Source organism: Flavobacterium sp. I3-2, assembly GCF_013389595.1.
Lineage (GTDB): Bacteria > Bacteroidota > Bacteroidia > Flavobacteriales > Flavobacteriaceae > Flavobacterium.
This window is the reverse complement of the sequence record NZ_CP058306.1, coordinates 3146243-3164230: the sequence shown is the minus strand read 5'-3', so window position 1 is coordinate 3164230 and position 17988 is coordinate 3146243. Positions and strand designations below refer to the sequence as shown.

General features: G+C 26.5%; 10 protein-coding genes and 1 pseudogene. 7 read left to right on the top strand and 4 right to left on the bottom strand.

The features are described from left to right. The first annotated feature begins 324 nt into the window (after window positions 1-324). Both HW119_RS14935 and HW119_RS14930 read left to right on the top strand, forming a co-directional pair. Window positions 325-2895, top strand: a complete 2571-nt coding sequence (locus HW119_RS14935) for a DUF2339 domain-containing protein (protein WP_177765755.1) — start codon at window positions 325-327, stop codon at window positions 2893-2895. Beyond that, window positions 2879-4099, top strand: coding sequence for a hypothetical protein (locus tag HW119_RS14930; RefSeq protein ID WP_177765753.1), 1221 nt, complete (start codon window positions 2879-2881; stop codon window positions 4097-4099). The genes HW119_RS14935 and HW119_RS14930 overlap by 17 nt, the downstream gene beginning before the upstream one ends. Window positions 4100-5175: 1076 nt before the next feature. Here the strand turns inward: HW119_RS14930 and HW119_RS14925 are convergent. Then, window positions 5176-5805 (bottom strand): response regulator transcription factor, encoded by a 630-nt coding sequence (locus HW119_RS14925; protein ID WP_177765751.1) that lies wholly within the window; start codon window positions 5803-5805, stop codon window positions 5176-5178. Window positions 5806-5808: 3 nt separating this feature from the next. Next, window positions 5809-8031, bottom strand: a complete 2223-nt coding sequence (locus HW119_RS14920) for a sensor histidine kinase (RefSeq protein ID WP_177765749.1) — start codon at window positions 8029-8031, stop codon at window positions 5809-5811. A 131-nt stretch (window positions 8032-8162) separates the two neighbouring features. Here HW119_RS14920 and HW119_RS14915 point away from each other — a divergent pair, with 131 nt between their 5' ends. Continuing rightward, window positions 8163-9035: a DUF808 domain-containing protein gene (locus HW119_RS14915; protein ID WP_177765747.1), complete on the top strand. Its 873-nt coding sequence runs from the start codon at window positions 8163-8165 to the stop codon at window positions 9033-9035. A 407-nt stretch (window positions 9036-9442) separates the two neighbouring features. Further along, window positions 9443-9866 (top strand): annotated as a pseudogene (locus tag HW119_RS14910) (hypothetical protein); the annotation flags it as partial. 81 nt (window positions 9867-9947) lie between these two features. On the opposite strand, the gene HW119_RS14905 reads toward HW119_RS14910, so the two are convergent. Further along, window positions 9948-13640: a metallophosphoesterase gene (locus tag HW119_RS14905; RefSeq protein WP_177765745.1), complete on the bottom strand. Its 3693-nt coding sequence runs from the start codon at window positions 13638-13640 to the stop codon at window positions 9948-9950. 27 nt (window positions 13641-13667) lie between these two features. Here HW119_RS14905 and HW119_RS14900 point away from each other — a divergent pair, with 27 nt between their 5' ends. From HW119_RS14900 to HW119_RS14890, 3 genes are all read left to right on the top strand, one after another. Next, on the top strand, window positions 13668-14849 hold the full coding sequence (locus tag HW119_RS14900) for a Pycsar system effector family protein (RefSeq protein ID WP_177765743.1): 1182 nt from the start codon (window positions 13668-13670) through the stop codon (window positions 14847-14849). An 11-nt stretch (window positions 14850-14860) separates the two neighbouring features. Next, window positions 14861-15124, top strand: coding sequence for a YARHG domain-containing protein (locus HW119_RS14895; protein WP_177765741.1), 264 nt, complete (start codon window positions 14861-14863; stop codon window positions 15122-15124). A 174-nt stretch (window positions 15125-15298) separates the two neighbouring features. Then, window positions 15299-15595, top strand: coding sequence for a hypothetical protein (locus HW119_RS14890; protein WP_177765739.1), 297 nt, complete (start codon window positions 15299-15301; stop codon window positions 15593-15595). Window positions 15596-15599: 4 nt separating this feature from the next. Here the strand turns inward: HW119_RS14890 and HW119_RS14885 are convergent, their stop codons facing one another. Further along, complete coding sequence (locus HW119_RS14885; protein WP_177765737.1) at window positions 15600-17948, bottom strand: GAF domain-containing protein; 2349 nt, start codon at window positions 17946-17948, stop codon at window positions 15600-15602. Window positions 17949-17988: the final 40 nt, after the last annotated feature.

The following is a 17988-nucleotide window of genomic DNA, read 5'->3' as shown; positions in this document are numbered from 1 at the left end:
AAATTAATGAAAACCAACTCATGACAAGCGCAACCAAGGATAAGATAAATCCTGCAATTCCAAAATTACTAGGTTTGTTTATTTCTTTATTTTTCAATAAGCTTCAATGATTTGATTCGATTTGTTAGGTTGATTGATTTGCATTATGATATTATTTAATTGATTTTTTTTTGGTTTTATAAGAATAAATTGATTGTTATAAATTATGTTTTTGGTATTAAAATGTGATGTTTTTTTATTAAATTAAAATATATTTTTGATAATGTTTATATTTTTTTATTAAACATTGTTTTTAATTATATTTGTTACTAAAAAGAATAAATTATGGAGATTTTCCTATTTATAGTTATTGTAGTTTTACTTATTATAATTCTCAATAAGCAACAAAAAATTATTACTAATTTTCAAATCGAAATACGAAATCTTACTTTTAAATTAGATGATTTAAAAAATCAAATCGATAGTAAGTTCAAAACTATTTCTAGTTCAGAAAAAGTTATTCCAAAACAAACCGTTGCTCCATTAGTTGATGAGAAGCCTATTGTTGCCGATGTTGTACTTGAAAGTAAGCAAGAATCAGAAGTTGTAATTTTAAAAGAAGAAGTTGTAACTTCCCCAATTGAAGAAATTAAAATAAAACAAGAAATTCAATCTAAAAGTATTGATCTCGAAATTGCGCAGACAACAAGCAATCAGAATGTTTTAGAAAATCAACCGCAACCTATTTTTGAAACAAAAACGTTTATTCCCAAGAAATCTTGGTTTGAAAAATTCAAAGAGAAAAATCCTGATTTAGAGAAATTTATAGGAGAAAATTTAATCAGTAAAATCGGAATTTTAATTTTGGTTTTGGGAATTAGTTTCTTTGTAAAATACGCTATAGATCGAGATTGGATAAACGAACCAGCACGTGTTGGAATTGGAATTCTTGCAGGTGGAATTGTTATGGCAGTAGCTCATCGTTTACGTAAAAATTTTGCTGCATTTAGCTCGGTTTTTGTTGCTGGTGCAATAAGTATATTTTATTTTACAATCGGAATTGCCTTTCACGATTATCAACTCTTTTCACAAACTGTAGCTTTTGTTATTATGGTTGTGATTACCATCTTTAGTGCATTAGTTTCAGTTTCTTACAATCGTAGAGAATTAGCTATTCTGACTTTAATCGGAGGTTTTTCTGTTCCGTTTATGGTAAGTACAGGTTCGGGTAATTATCAAGTTTTGTTTGGTTACATTGCTATTTTGAATATTGGAATGTTGATTATCTCCTTCTATAAAAAATGGAATATTGTTACGTTATTGGCATTTATTTTTTCATCAATAATATATATTTCTTGGTTTGTTATTGAATTTAATAATCATGAGTTACCGTATCAGGGCGCATTTGTTTTTGCAACGATTATGTATATCATTTTTAGTATTGCTGCTGTAATTAATAATGTAAAAAATAAAGGTGTTTTTACGAAAATAGAATATATCATCATGCTTGTTAATACTTTCTTTTATTTTGGAGTAGGAGCAACCGTTTTCCAAAATTGGCATACAGAATTGAAAGGGATTTTTACTATTTCCCTAGCTTTTTATAATTTGATTTTCTCACTAGTTTTATATCGAAAATTCGGAATCAAAAAAGATGCTATTTATTTTCTTTTAGGATTAGCTTTAACATTTATCACGCTTACAATTCCATTTCAGTTTAACGGTAATTATATTACACTATTTTGGGCTTGCGAAGCTGTATTATTACTTTGGCTTTCGCAGAAATCTAAAATATCGACTTTCAGAGTCGGTGCAATAGTTGTTCAATTTTTGATGATTATTAGTTTGTTTTTAGATTGGACACAAACATATTCAGAATATTCTGATTTGATTTTATATCCTTTTTTAAATAAAATTTTTGTCACTGGTTTACTTGCAATTGCTTCGTTTGTCGTTTCTTATTTTATATTGAAAAAGGAAAACGAACCCATGAAATTTTATTTTTTTGAAATTGATCCAGCTCCTTATAAAAAAGTAGTTTTGGTGTGTTCGTTGGTTATTGGATATTTAGTTGGAATGTTTGAAATTATTTATCAAACTAACTTGTTTTATTCAAACGATGCATCAATTCTTTCGTATGCTGTGGTTTATCATTACGTTTTCACAACGATTTTGGTTTGTTTCTTATTTAAATTTAAAAGTAAAGCAAATAGTATTGTTGCGCTTATTTTATCAGGCATAAACATCTTATTTTATTTATTGATATTCCATAGATTAACATTCAATGAAATTTCAAATAATTTCAATTATAATTACGACAGCAATTCTGCATTTATTGGTCATTATGTAATCTTAGTTTGTATAATTACTTGTATTTATATTTTAATAAAGAATAGAAAAGAAGCTATTTTAACTTCGATTTTGGATACCAAAATTATGCTTTGGATTTTTGCATTTTGCGTGACATTTATTTTGAGTAATGAAATTATGGTTCATTCTTTATATTTTTCGACTGATTTTGTAAATGCGATTGTAACTTCTCAGAACAAAGCTTCGGCTACTACAGCGTATTTTTCTGATTACGAAAGATATTTAGCTTACGATTCAGAATTGATGTTGGTAAAAAAACGTGTGATTAAAGTTGGTTTTCCAATTCTTTGGGGACTATTATCGTTTATTTTCTTAATCATTGGAATCAAAAAACAAATCAAACAATTACGAATTATCGCATTAGCTTTATTAGGATTAACTGTTCTAAAATTGTTTATTTTCGATATCAATGTTTCAGGTCCTGGACGAATTGTAGCTTTTATTTTATTAGGTATTTTGGTACTTATTATTTCATTCGTTTATCAGAAATTGAATAAAAAAAATACAGATGAATCTAAACAACATCAAGATGAAAAAGATACTTAGTTTTTTAATATTTATATCGATTTTTCAATTTTCCTTTGCACAAGAATATCAAGGTAAGATTCAAAAGGTAAAACAAAATGGATTTCATTTAATTGAAATATCGTCAGAGTTACGTTCAGTTGCTCAAAATAATCTTAATCATATTCGAATTTTAGATTCCAAAAAGAATCAAGTGCCTTATGTTTTTTTTAGAGAAAATTCAAACGAATATTTATTTCAAGATTTTCCAATAATTTCAAATGAAGCTATCGAAAATGTAGTAACTAGCGTTGTTATCTCAAATGATAAACAACAAAAAATTAATGAATTGATTTTAAAGATTGCAAATACAGATGGATTTAAAAAATTCAATATTAGTGGAAGCGATGATGGAAAAAAATGGTTTGGATTGGTTAACAATCAAATAATTGAAAATTTAAACGACGCAGGTGATGATTATATTGAACGCAGTTTTAAATTACCTCTAAATAATTATAAGTTTATAAAATTTGTTTTTGTTGATAAAAATTCATTGCCATTAAATATTCTGCAAGCTGGTATTTATTTGGATACTTTTAAACCAAAAAATGTAGTTTCTTTAAAAAACATTTCTCAAAAAGTTCTATCTGATAAAACAAATAAACAAACCAAAATTGAAATTTCGTTTGCTGAACCACAATCAATTGATGGAATTAAATTTATAATTGATTCGGATGATTTTTATATGCGAAAAGCTACAATTTATGTTGAGCAAAAAAGAGAAGAAAAACGCAAAGAGGTTGTTTATAATGATGAAATAATAAGTTTTTACATTAATTCAAATAAATCAAATGTGTTTGAAATACCAAATATTTTTGTGAAAGATTTTTATGTTGTCATTGATAATTCGGACAATCCAGAATTAAAATTCAGTTCTGTAGAATTATTTCAAAATGAAGAAAATTTATTATCAAATTTAAAAACTGATGAAGTTTATTCTATTTTAATTGACAATTCACTACAAGCACCAACTTACGATTTAGAATTTGCTGAAATTGATTATTCTAAAACCTATCCAAAAATTACAGTTTCTGATTTGCAAAAAATTACAAATGAAACAAAAATCGATGGAACCAAAAATTTTTGGCAAACAGCAACATTTATGTGGATTTGTATTGTATTAGCTGTTTTGATTTTAGGTTATTTTTCACTTTCAATGATTAAAGATATGGGAAAAGAAAAATAAACATTAATGTATTGACTAATCTGTTTACAATAAGTTTTTCTAATTTAAGTTGTAAAAGTAAATGTATTATAGTTTATAAATTATCTGAAGGTTTTTTAAGCTTTGTGTAAATAAAAAAAGGAAGTGATTTTTTACACTTCCTTTTTGCTTAAGAGGTAGGTTAAGCTCCATTTTGCGAAAACGATTAAGTTTTCTTTTTCATAGTATTTTTTTTGTAACATAGAAGTAAAAAAATTAGCTCCTTTTGTTGATACAAATTACGTTCATTATTGTACGATAAAAAATCCCTATTTTCAGCTAATTTTAAATTAATTTTCTATTAATTATTCATTTTTTAAGGATAAAGTCGTGGGTGTTATTAATTAAATTAGTAAATTTTAACATTTTATTTGCTAAATGAATACTTGAGGGTAAAAAGGATAATCAAAATGTTTTTATATTTTAATTTATAAAATAAAAAGATCAAAAAATAAAAAAGGAAGTGAATTATTTCACTTCCTTATTATGCTTAAGAGGTAGGTTAAGCTCCATTTAAAAAACAACTTTTTTTCTTTTTCTAATTTTTCTTAACTAAAGATTTTATTAATCTTTTTGTTGATACAAATATCATAAGAATTTTTGGTGTTTTTAATCCCTGAATTCAGCTAAATTTCAATTATTTAAGAAATTATTAAAAATAAAAAAGGAAGTGTTTTATCACACTTCCTTCAAGTAAATTAGAGTTTATTTAAGTCTCAATTAAATAACAATTACTATCTTTTTCAATTTTTTTTAAAATAATATAGGGTTGTAAAGCTATATTTATTATTTCAAATTTAGTTAAGCTAGTTTTATAAAACATCACTGAAAACAGCCATATTCTAATTAATTTGAAGATTTTTATTCAGATTGATTTTGAGTTTATTTCTAAAATTTTAAGATTAAAAAAAGAAAGTGTAAATGCACTTTCTTTTAATTTTAAACCGTTTGGTTTAAGATCTCTTTACTAAATAATTGATCAAATAAATATGATTTCCTTTAACTTCAAATATATTAACTTGAAGTTGTTTTTAAATCCCTGAAAATAGCTATTTTCATTAAACCCCAATTAATCCGTATTCGAAAGCAAGTTTAATTGCTGAACTTAAATTACTTGTTTGGAATTTTTCAATCAAATTTTTTCGATGACTTTCTACAGTATGTGGACTAATGAATAATTTTTCCGCAATTTGATTTGTTGTTAATCCAAATGCAGCTTCGATTAGTATTTCTTTTTCTCGACGTGTCAACTTCGGAACTGTATTGGGTTGATCATTTTCTTTGATTTTCATTTTCTTTTGAGTTTGCGTACAAAAGAATTTTTCACCTTTATAAACTGTTTCTATTCCAATAAGAATTTCATCAATAGAAGCGTTTTTCTGAATATATCCAAAAGCACCTTGACTGATGCAACTATTAATAACTGCTAATTCGTTATGAACACTTAACATAATAATGTATAGTTCGGGCTTGATTTTTGTTATTTTACTTAATATTTCAATACTATTTGCATCTTCTAAATTAATATCTAACAAAAGTACATCGATTTCAGCGTTAGGTAATCCTTCTAAAAGTTCTTTTGCGCTTGAATAACATTCGGTAACTTTAACTGATTTTCTAGTATTTAGTATATTTTTTAATCCTTCTAATAATAAAGGATGATCATCCGTAATAGCAATCTTTATCATATTTTATTTTTTAGGGAAATTAAACTCAAAACTTGTTCCAAGATTTTTTTCTGAATGAACTTCAAAGGTTCCTTTCAAAAAATGTATTCTGGATTGTATATTTAAGAATCCGGCCGAATTTTTAAATTCGAGATTGTTTACTTCAAATCCTATTCCATCATCTTCAACTGTTACTTGATATAAGTTTGTTTCTTCGACAAGTTGTATAATTATGTGTTTGGATTGAGCGTGTTTTATTGCATTGTTGACTAATTCTTGAATAATTCTATATACAAAAAGTTGTTTTTCTGTTTCTAGTGTATTTGTGTAGCTCAAGAAATGTACATGTATTTCGAGATTGTTATTTTTCATTCGAATAGCAAATTCCTTTAAAGCAACTTCTAATCCATATTTGATTATTAAATCAGGCATGAGATTATGAGATACTTTTCTTAGTTTATTAATTGCAAAATCGATATGATCACTAATAACTTTTAATTCTTCGTTTTTAATTTCATTTTTTTTATTTAACAAATCTGAAAGTTGAAGTTTTGTAGCCGATAATAATCCACCGAGACCATCGTGTAAATCTCTTGCAAGTCGTTCTCTTTCTTTTTCTTGACCATCAAGTAAAGATGTAAGTGCCGAAATTTTGGCATGTTGTTTCTCTTTTTCAATGGCAAGTTTGTACGATTTTTCTTTTTCAAGCATTCTTTTTGTTCTTTGTCTTAAAAGAAATAATAATAAGATGACAATAAGAATAATTGATAAAATGATCAGCGCATAAAAATTATTGGTTTGTTCTCTGTAAGCAAGCTTTTCTCGAAATCTGATTACTTCTTTTGATTTTGCTTGAGTTTCAAGTTCTAATAATTTTAACTCTTGTTGCTTTTTTTGAGTAATTAGTTCTGATAAGGTTAATTTTTTTGATTGATTTTCTTCTATTAATTTCAAATTTTTATATTGTGTTTCTCTTTCAAGATTCTGAAAATTTAATAGTTGAATTTGTTGTTCTTTTTTGTCAGTAATTAATTGTAATTTTTCTAATTCTTTTTCTTGTAATTTTTTTTCAAATTCAGCTTCAATTCGTTTACTAGCTTCATGTTGTTGGTAATCGAATACTTCGATATAGATTTTTAAATATTCTTTTTGATATTTACTTACTTCAAAATAATTTTTGTTTAATTCTTCAAGATCAATTAATTTTTGAAGAATATTTAATTCAACATTTGTATCTTTTTTAAAACTATTCTGAATTTGATTTAATGCTTGTAAATAATATGTTTTTGCTTCGTTATAATTTCCTTTTCTTTTTGCAATTTCACCTAAATTTAAATTTGCATTGGCTATATAATTGTATTCATTTTGTTCTGTAGCAATGTCTTTTGCGATATTTGTGTATTTTAATACTTTTTCAGTATAATTCTCTGGATAATAAGCTAAATATAGATTTGCAATATTTATAGAAACATAAGCTAAATCAGAAATATATAGCATTTCATTTTTTTGAAATAAATCAAAGGCTTTTAGGTAGTAAAATTCAACTAAATCGCGATATTTAAGATTTTTAGATTCGATAAATTTATTATCATATAAATGACCAACAGCCATATAAGAAGAGAAAATCTCGTTTTTGTTATCTTGTTTTAATGCGTATTCTAAACTTTTTAAGCTATATTTTTCTTGTAAATCTTCATCTTTCCAATCGCCATAGATTCGTGATAATTCAATGTAAATCGTTGATTTTAGTTTGTAAATTTTCTTTGATTCTGCAGCTAAATTATAATTATTGATCGCATTGATGTAGTTATTTACAGCTTCAACTTTTTTCTGTTTTCTCAAAAAAATCCAAGCATTTACATAATAATAAAAACCTTTTATTTCATATCTATTTGTTTTTTTTGAATGCTTTTCTGCTTCTTTTAAACTCAAATCTGATTTAGAATTTTCTTTACCTAAAAAATATTCAATCGAAAGAATAGAGTATAAATATGAAGTATTCCCATGATCATTATTTTTTTTTGCTAATTCAATATTTTTTATAAGTACAGTAATTGATTGTTCTTTTTTATTATTTATTGACAATGCCTGTGCATATTTTGCCACTACCTCATAATAATCTGGAGATAAATAAGTTTTTGACTTATATTCTTTCTCAATGTTTATTAATGTTTCTTGAGCGTTTGTTACGTTAAAAGAATTAATTAAAATGAAAAATAGTAAGATTTTTTTTAGGTTTTTTAACATAAAAGTTAGGTAATTTTTCTGTTTAATTTGTAAAAAATAATTACAAATATAATTATTTAACTAGATATTTAATCTTAAAAAAAAATTTTTATACTTCTTTTTTTTAAATTAATTTCACGAAAAAAATAAATATGGCTTCAGGTATTTTTGCAATATTAGATGATATTGCAGCTTTGATGGATGATGTTGCAATTGCAAGTAAAATAGCAACAAAAAAAACCGCAGGAATTTTAGGAGATGATCTTGCTGTAAATGCTGAAAAAGCCACTGGTTTTCTATCTTCTAGAGAAATTCCAGTTCTATGGGCAATTACAAAAGGATCGTTTTTAAACAAACTAATAATTGTTCCGATTGCGTTATTGTTGAATTTCTTTTTTCCAGTTGCAATTAAATTTATTCTAATTTTAGGGGGCTGTTATTTAGCTTTTGAAGGTGCTGAAAAAATTATTCACTATATTTTTCATAAAAAGAAAGAAACCGAGCCCGAAGTTGGAACACAGATTGATAATGAGAAAGCTGAAAAAGCAAAGATAAAATCTGCGATTTTAACGGATTTTATTTTATCTGTCGAGATTGTAATCATTGCATTAGGAACAGTGATTGAAAGAGATGCTTCTATAACTGTTCAGATTATATCAGTTTCGGTAGTTGCGTTCCTTGCAACAGTTGGAGTTTATGGAGTGGTTGCCTTAATTGTTAGAATGGATGATGCTGGATATAAGATCATAAAAAAATCCAATAATAAAGGATTTGTTGCTCAATTAGGTCATTTTTTAGTTAAAGCTTTACCTTATGTAATTCGTATTTTAGCTTTCGTTGGGACCATTGCTCTGTTGTTAGTTTCAGGCGGAATTTTTTCGCATAATATTGATTTTTTCCATCATCTTTTACCTAATTTAAACAGTACTATTAAAGAATTTTCTTTAGGATTAATAATTGGATTTATTGTTTTAGCTGTCGTAATGATTACTCAAAAAGCATATAAATTAGCTGTTAAAAAATAAATATGTTTCTATAATATAAAAAAATGTTTCGAATTAAGATTCGAAACATTTTTTTTACTCTTTTAAAAATATATCTTTTGTTAAGATAATTTTAAAACTTACTTTTTTCTCACTGAAAATTTTTATTCATTTAAATTTGATTAACATTTAAAATTTCAATATTGCTGTTTTTTAATGAATTAAAATTATGTTTTTGCTATTGAATTATTGTTAATTATAACCTGTTGGGTGTAATTATTTCAAATAAAATAAATGGAATAGATATTGGTCAATATTCTGAAATTCAGTACCTTGAAGTCGATAAACAAGCCAATATCTATGTCAAATATAGTGAAGAATTATTTTAGAGTTTTAGAAGTTATAAGTTCTTTGGATTGTAAATTAGAGTATAAATCGAACGACTGTAAAAAAAAATGTCTGATTGTGTATTAATTGGAGATAGAGGTTACTTATCTCAAAGTATTCAATTAGATTTGTTTCAAACTGTAAATATCAAATTAGAAACACCAAAAAGAGCTAATCAGAAAGATTACAAACTCCAACCTTATATTTTTAGGAAATCAAGAAAAAGAATTGAGTTGCGAAGCACATCATGGATTCCTAAATTAAAAATAATAACAAATGAATGAACATTATTTTCACAACTATGCGACCAGTTCAGGATTATAAACAATTATGCTAAAACTTTTGAGGGGTTTAAAACAAGACCCGAGAGTTTGCTCGAACAGGCAAAACAATTTTGGCAAAAATAACAGCTTTAACTTTGGTGCTATATATCAATAAATCATCTTTGATAGACCAATAAACAATATTAAAAATCAAACAATTTAATTACATCCAACAGGTTAATTTATACAAAAATGTAGCTTAACTTAATACTGAACTTTTTTTTGCATATACACAGTGTCTGGATTAGAAACCTACTCCTAATCCAAAAGTAAACATAACATCTTCTGAACTTTTAAAAACATTAACTTTTAAAGTTATAGTTTCAATAACATTCATCCATAAACCACCTCCATAACTTGAATGCCATTTATCAGACTTTTCATTATCTTGCCATACACGACCGTAATCATATCCAATAAAACCACCATATGAAAGCGGAATAATGCCGTCATTCCAATCACTTATTTTAAAATTAATGTTTGTAGATTGAGCAAAAGCAGTTCTACCAACAAATCTATTTTGTCTATAACCACGTAAAAAAGTATTACTTCCTAAGTCAGCAGCTTGATAAAAATGATAATGATCTCCAATCATTGTTTTGCCGTAAAATGAAGTTTCCAGAGTAACAATGTTTGAATAAGTTAAAGGAAATAGCACATGCAATTTACTAGTAATCGCTGAATGGTTTTCATTGAAATTTTTTGTATTTGATCTAAAGGCATAATGCAATAAAAATCCTAATCCTAAAGATGGATTTGACTTATGGTTATAATTTTCGAATTCGTATTTTCCTTGAATACCATAAAAAGCTTGTGATTTATAATTATCATGATCGGTATCTAAATTTGTATCAATAAATCGATCATTTGTATTCATAATTTTTACTGATTCGAAAGTTGGTCCAACTAAGAAATTACCACCATTTCTACCCATATAATTATATGATGGTTTGAAATTGTATTGCGCAGTACGAACACGATTATAATTAATTTTAAATAAATCTCTGTTATAGCCAGTTTCATTTCCGTAACCAAAATAGTTTTGGGAAAAATTAGAAGTTGTAGCTACTCCATCAATTTGAAAATACCAACTACGTGAATTATTTTTAAATTTCCCTAAATATTCAACAATAGTTCCTGAAGTTGCAAAATCGATTTTTGCGCGTAAATTGTGTTGTTGAGAAAAAGGATGGTAAATAAATTTTTGCGAAATTAAATTCGCATTAAATCCTAACATAATACCATTATCCTTATTATAATTCAAATCTGGCAATAATGTAAAAGTATTTATTGGAGAATTTCGATAATCATATGAATTTCGATCGTAATTATCTCTAAGTATTTTTCTAGTATTTCTACCAGGAATGATAGTACTTACTTCTGATTTATAATCGTAAATTTTTATTTTGTTTCTACTTGAAATATCGTAATAATCGTGACTTTTTCCTCCTATTAATCGTATTAAAATAGATGATTTCTCACCTGTAACTTCAAATCTATCTTCATCATTAAGACCATAAATCCAAATTTCTTTTGTGACTTTGGGGTCGTAACTATAAGTACGAACTTGTTGCTCTCCAGATTTTTTTAATTGAACTTCTTGAACTACAACTTTTTCTTTTGACGTTTTTATCTTTAATATATTGTCTTTATTTGTGGCTGCAACCACACCATATTTCATTAATTCATGATAATATTTTTCAGTAAAAGCAACTAAATTTTCGCGACGTTCTTTTAAAATTTCTTGAATATCATTTGTTTCTTTAGTTTGAACTTCTAATGGCATTTTAGAAAAAGCTTCAATTATCACTTCATCAGAAATACTAACTACAATTTCTTTCGCTGTTTTTTGCCAATCTTCTAATTTCATGCTCTGTAAAAAAACTTTATCTAAAGGAAATGCCGTCTTGTTCATCCATCTTGGATTACCAAATTTTCCATTAAAGCTTTGCATATGACGCATTGCTGGAGAATACATAATCAATTTTAATAATTTTCCATCAATTTTTGCAAATGCTTGATCTCGATCTCGACCAATTGGTCGGTAAACTACAGAATCACCTTCCCTGAATTCGCTCCAACGCCATTGATCTGCATGACGATCCCAATCTCCAATTAAAAAATCAAAAACGCGAGCTCTCAAATACATTTGTTCATCAACACAATATTTTGAATCTTTTTCGATATTCTGAAGAACATCTTGAGTACTAACAATATCAACAGGATTTCCGAAATTAGGTGCATCAATTTGTGAACTACTTGGACGCTCTTCTATCATATACAGTTCATCACCATAAGAATCGTTATATTTTCCTAAAGCATTTTGTTTTGGAATATAATATAATTTTGGATTTGTATGATATAAATTAGCTGCATCTGCAAAGTCAGCCATAATAAATGGAACATAAGGATGCGATGTGGTATAAAAATCATCAACAAAAGATAAAACATAAGTTTTTTTAAGTTTATCTTTTACATAAACATCTTTAAAAACAGCGGTTTGTAAAAATTGACTTGCATTTTTCTTAACACCTCGCATTACATATTCTTTTCCATTGGCGTCTTCTAATCGCAAAGACATGGATTGATTACCTCCGCCTGAAATTGTTGGTTTCAAACCTCCAAAAATTGTATCAAGATTTACAACCGGAGCAGTTATATCTATACCATAAATAGTTCGATAGTGATTTCCGAAAAGAAATTTATAAAAATCACTCTTTTTAGTTTTCTCTACTCGATATATCGAAGTTGTTTTTTCAGTTTCTAAAACTTCAGGAAAAACTTTAGTATAAGGTTCTTGTTTATAAATTGAACGTTGAAAAACTAGATTTTCTTCATTATTTTCTGTTACATAAAATTTTAACTCGGTTTCTTTATCATCATAAACATCTAAAATTCCATAACCAAATTTACCAACAGAAAAACTAATTGGTTCAATCGCTCTAGCTTCTTCAATCTTTGAAGCTGAACCACTAATTATTTGTTTAACACCTTCTTGTTCGATATATTGTAAATTATGATCATGACCAGAAATAAAAATCACTTGATTTTGGTTCATGGCAATTGTTTTCAATCGCTTAATCAAAGATTGATAAAGTTTATATTGTGTATCAGCTGGACTAGCTCCAGTAGTTTTTCGAAGGTAATTAATTACAGAACCTAAAACAGGCAATGGTATATTTTTAATTGGAAAGATATGTTTTCTAAATGAAAAATAACCTGCATGATCTCCACCAGAAAACAAAGGATGATGAATTGCAACTAATGTTACTTTATTCTGATTTTTGTTAATTAAGCTTTTAAACTCTTCGAAAAAATCTTCACGATTTCTAATTTCACTCTCTTTATTGATATTTTCATATTTATTCCAATCTTGAATAAACCATTCGCTGTCAATGGTAATTAAAGTTATGTCGTCATTGATTTCAATTTTGTCAATAGACTCATATTTCTTTGGCATAAAAGCCTTTTTGTTGTTCAAATGCTTATTAACATAATTCTTCTGTTCAATTAAACCTTCAAGTTTACTATACCAATCATGATTTCCAGCTAAGAAAATTGTTTTACCTTCAAAGTCTTCAACCAGATCTAATTGTTTATTTAAAATTTCTTCTGCCGTTTTACGCGCCGGATTTAAACTATCTGGTAATCCTTTTGGATAAATATTATCACCAAGAAAAAGAACAGTAGTGTTTTTGTCTGAATTAGATATACGTTGCTTAAGAAATTTAAAATTAGGTTCAGAAATTGAATCATTAGCATTTCCTCCATCACCTATCAAAATGAATTTGTGGTTTATGCTTTTCATTGTATCAATTGGAGAAATAGTTTCAGATAATTTACTTCCTTGTTGTTGATGAAAAGTTGCACAAGAATTCAGCAAGATTAGTGCAGAACTAAAAAACAAAAGATGGTAAACTTTATAATTAAATTTCATAAATTTATCTTTTAAAGAAAAACTAAGATGGATATACTCTTAACCGCTGAACAGTTTGTATTTAATTTATTCAAAGATAAACTATCTTCGGAATATCTGTATCATAATTTTACACATACTTTAAATGTTGTATTAGCTGTAGATGAGATAATTAAAGGAGAAAGCATTAACAACGAGGATACATTACATCTAAAAATGGCTGCTTGGTTTCATGATACAGGATATATTATGGGAGGTGAAAATCATGAAGAAAATAGCATCTTTATTTTGAAAGATTTTTTGAATCAATTTCCAAATCATCACTTAAACATCGAAATTATTGCATTGATTATTCGAGCTACAAAATTAGAAAATGTGCCGCAAACCTATTTAGAAATGTGTTTGCGAGATGCTGATTATTATCATTTTACAAAAGAAAATTACTGCGAAACTAATATCCTGCTTAAAAAAGAAATTGAACAAACATATAAAGTAGAAATATCTGACGAAAAATGGTGCTTAGAAAACTTTGAAATGCTTTCTAAAAAACATTGTTTTTATACAGATTATGCTAAGAAACATTGGCAACCAAAAAAAGAAAAAACCATTTTTGAAATCTTTAAACAATTAGAAAATTCACAAAAAAAAGATAAAGAAACCAACAAAGAAATCAAAAAGAAAAAATTAGAAAAACTTGAACGTCCAGAACGTGGAATTGATACACTGTTTCGAACAACATTAAATAATCACACTCAATTAAGTGCAATTGCGGATAGCAAAGCTAATATTTTACTTTCTGTAAATGCGATTATTATTTCGATTGTTTTGACAGCGATAATTCCAAAATTGGATAGCCCAAGAAACACACATTTGATTATTCCAACTTTTATTTTATTAATCTTTAGTGTAATTACAATTGTTTGTACTATTTTATCAACTAAACCTAAAGTTACAAGCGGAACTTTTACTGATGATGATGTTAAAAAGAAGTCCGTAAATTTATTATTTTTTGGTAATTTTTATAAGATGCCTTTAGAAACGTATACCAAAGCAATGAACGATTTAATGATTGATCGAGATTATTTATACGATACTTTAATAAAAGATTTATACTATTTAGGATTAGTTCTTGACAGAAAATATAAAATTTTAAGAGTAGCTTATACCGTGTTTATGATTGGAATTATAGTTTCAGTATCAGCTTTTATTATTGCATTCGCTCGTTTATAAAACATCAAAACATGAAAAATTATTTATTTTTTATTTTATTTTCAATTTCTCAAAATATTTTTTCTCAAAATTTAACAGATTGTAGTAATTGCAATTCAGTGATTTTGAAAGAAAAACAACTTACAGGTAAAAGTTTAGAAGAATTGGCTTTATTACGCAATGAAATATTCGCAAGAAAAGGCTATAATTTTTCTTCTGATCGATTGACAAGATATTTTGAAACTAAAAAATGGTATAAAAAAGTAGATTCAAATCAAATAATAAATTTTTCATAAATTGAATCAAAAAATATTGAATTAATAAAAAATTTAGAATCAAAAGAAAAATCAAAAAGAGATCGTGCGATTCGAGATTTAAAAGAATTAAAAAATGCATTAAATTCTAACAATCAAGCTTTACTTTCTAAATATCTTAAAAAGCTTGAAAACACCGAATATTTTCAAAATCAATTGTCTGATTTAAAAACAACATTAAATTACATAAATCTAGATGGTATTAATTGGAACAAAGATTCTGGATTATATTCAATCTCATTAGATGATGGTTTTGCAGTCTATAAATTTGCAATTCGATTTTTTTATGATACAGTTCAAATTGAATATGGTATGAATAGCCATTCTGAAATTTTTGGTGAATTCGATGATGGCTATTCTGATTATCAATCGGAAGATGAATATCAATCTTGGTATATTTTTAAACTAACAACAGAAGGAATTGTTTTTGAAACAGATCGTGTTGCTGGTTAAATTATTACAAATCTAAATAAGAGAAACGGATATTCTTTTCTAATTGTAATTCTAAATTAATTTCAATTCGCATGGCTCTTAATCCAGATATGTCTTGTAAATCTTCAATTTCAAAATCCTCAATTTTTCCAATAAAAAAGTTTTTTTGAATTAAAAAATTTAAATATCGTTGATATTCCTTTTTATCATTTTCATTTAGATAAACAATGGTCAAAAAGCGAGACCTAACAATTCGTTCTTCTTCATTTTTTTTATTTGCTTTATCTATTCGTTTTTTTATCATTTGAAAACGAACATCACTACTCGAAGCTACATCGAAACGTTTTTCGTCAAATCGAAAACGAATATTTATTGGATAATTATAAACTAAAATTAAAGATGTTAATTCAATTTCTAAATCAGCATTAATAGTATAATGATTTCGAACCATTTCGCACATCGTCTGAATTTGCCACAATCGCAAATTGTATAAATACAAATTATCATATATTAAATCTGGACTGATACTTGAACCTATATAAGCATTATGTTCAATGCCATCTGATTTGAAACGTTCAAAATAATGAGGAAAAACCTTTTGTATTTTTTGCTGAGAAACATCAATTACTTCAGCTAGATCTTTGTTAACTTTAATTATTGCAGCATCATATTTGCTTCTAAAAGGGCAATATTTGGTTAATGTAGAATCTAATTTTTTGGCATAAGATTGCACCAAAGGTTTCATCAATTCAAATTCATCGAATTTTTTTAATACAGGATGAATGTTTTGATTGATGTAATTTTGAATTTGAAATTCAGTATAGGTATTTAAATCATCGATGAATTCATTTTTGTATGAACTTAACTCCGTAAAACGTTGTTCAAACAATAAATTTGAACTCAATTTTCGAGCGTAATCAAACATATTAATCAATTCATTCAATTGGTTTTCGATATCGTTTTTAGTGGCTAGATTTCTTAAATAAGAAGAACCTTTGATATCGGTTTCTCCAAATAAGGGATAAACAAAATCAAATTCAATTTCTTTAAAAACATAATTCACATTATCATTCGAAAATCTGAAATAATTTTTTGCTTCGTCAAGAAATTTCCAATAAACACTAGGATGAATTGTTGTAAACTCACGTTGGATAATTGCTTCGAATTGATTTTTTATTTCACTGTCAATTCGTTCAACAGTGTCATTTATAAAAGGTAAAACAGCATTTATTTTTTTTGAATTAACCGAATGTAACGCATATTTTTTATCGCTTACTACTTCAATAAAACCTTGAAAAGAATCGACTTTATGGAGTTTAGCTAAAATAAAACTTTCAATGTTTTTACTCTTCAATAAAGTAGCGTACAAACTAAATTGAGGTTGAGCAATTAAATTATCAATATCCGAAATACAATAATATTCTGGAGCTTTGACCACTTCTTTAAAAAATTGAATACTTTGAAATTTCAATACTGGATTTTGATCTAATTCTGGATAATTAAAAAAACTGGTAATATTGATATTTCGATTCATTTCAAAAAAACTATCAATAGCATTGTTTAAAAAAACGATTCCAACTTTAAGATTCGGAATTCTGAAAATAGAACGAAATGAACGCTCAACAATATCCATGATACTATTTTCTGCTTCGGATTTTATCAGATTACTTTTTAAGTTAGAAATTGAATTTTCTATAGTAACATCAAAAAGCGTAACTATTCCAAAACCTTTTAAAATCCAACTGTGTTGTGGAAATTTTTCTTTCCAAATTGCTATATTGTCATAATTATCTTTTAACAATCTTATGTCATCATCACTAATTATAATTGCTTTTTCGGTAGGAATAATTTCTACAAAATCAGCGTTGTATGTTATTCGGTAATGTTTTAAAATTCCATCTTTGTCAGGAATATCATAAAAAAGTGGACGTGAAATATCAAAATTCTCACCGTAATATGCATTTAAAATCAAACAACAACTTAGTATATAAAAATCTTCAGTTGCAAAATCTCTAATATTAACTTCAAACGATTCGCCTGCATCATCTAAAATTTGTTGAAAACGTTTTGTGAAATTAAAATTATAATTATGAAAAGGTAAACTAACAGCTTTTATTTCGTTGTATGTCAAGGCAGTCGGAAACAAATCTGCAAGTAGATTATGAATCAATTCAGAATTGTCTTTTATAATTTTTTTGGAAGTTATACCAGAACTCAATTCAGGAATTTTTGCAATTTCTTCTAATAAAGATTTAGCATATTCAACTCTATATTTTGCACCTTTTTCATTTGCAATTTCTTGTAAAGCTTGAATAACTTTATGAAATGATATTACAGAATAATAAGGACTTTCTTCGAAATAATCAACGTTCATTCTTTCAATTTTGGATTTACTAAGATACATTTTTTTTAAA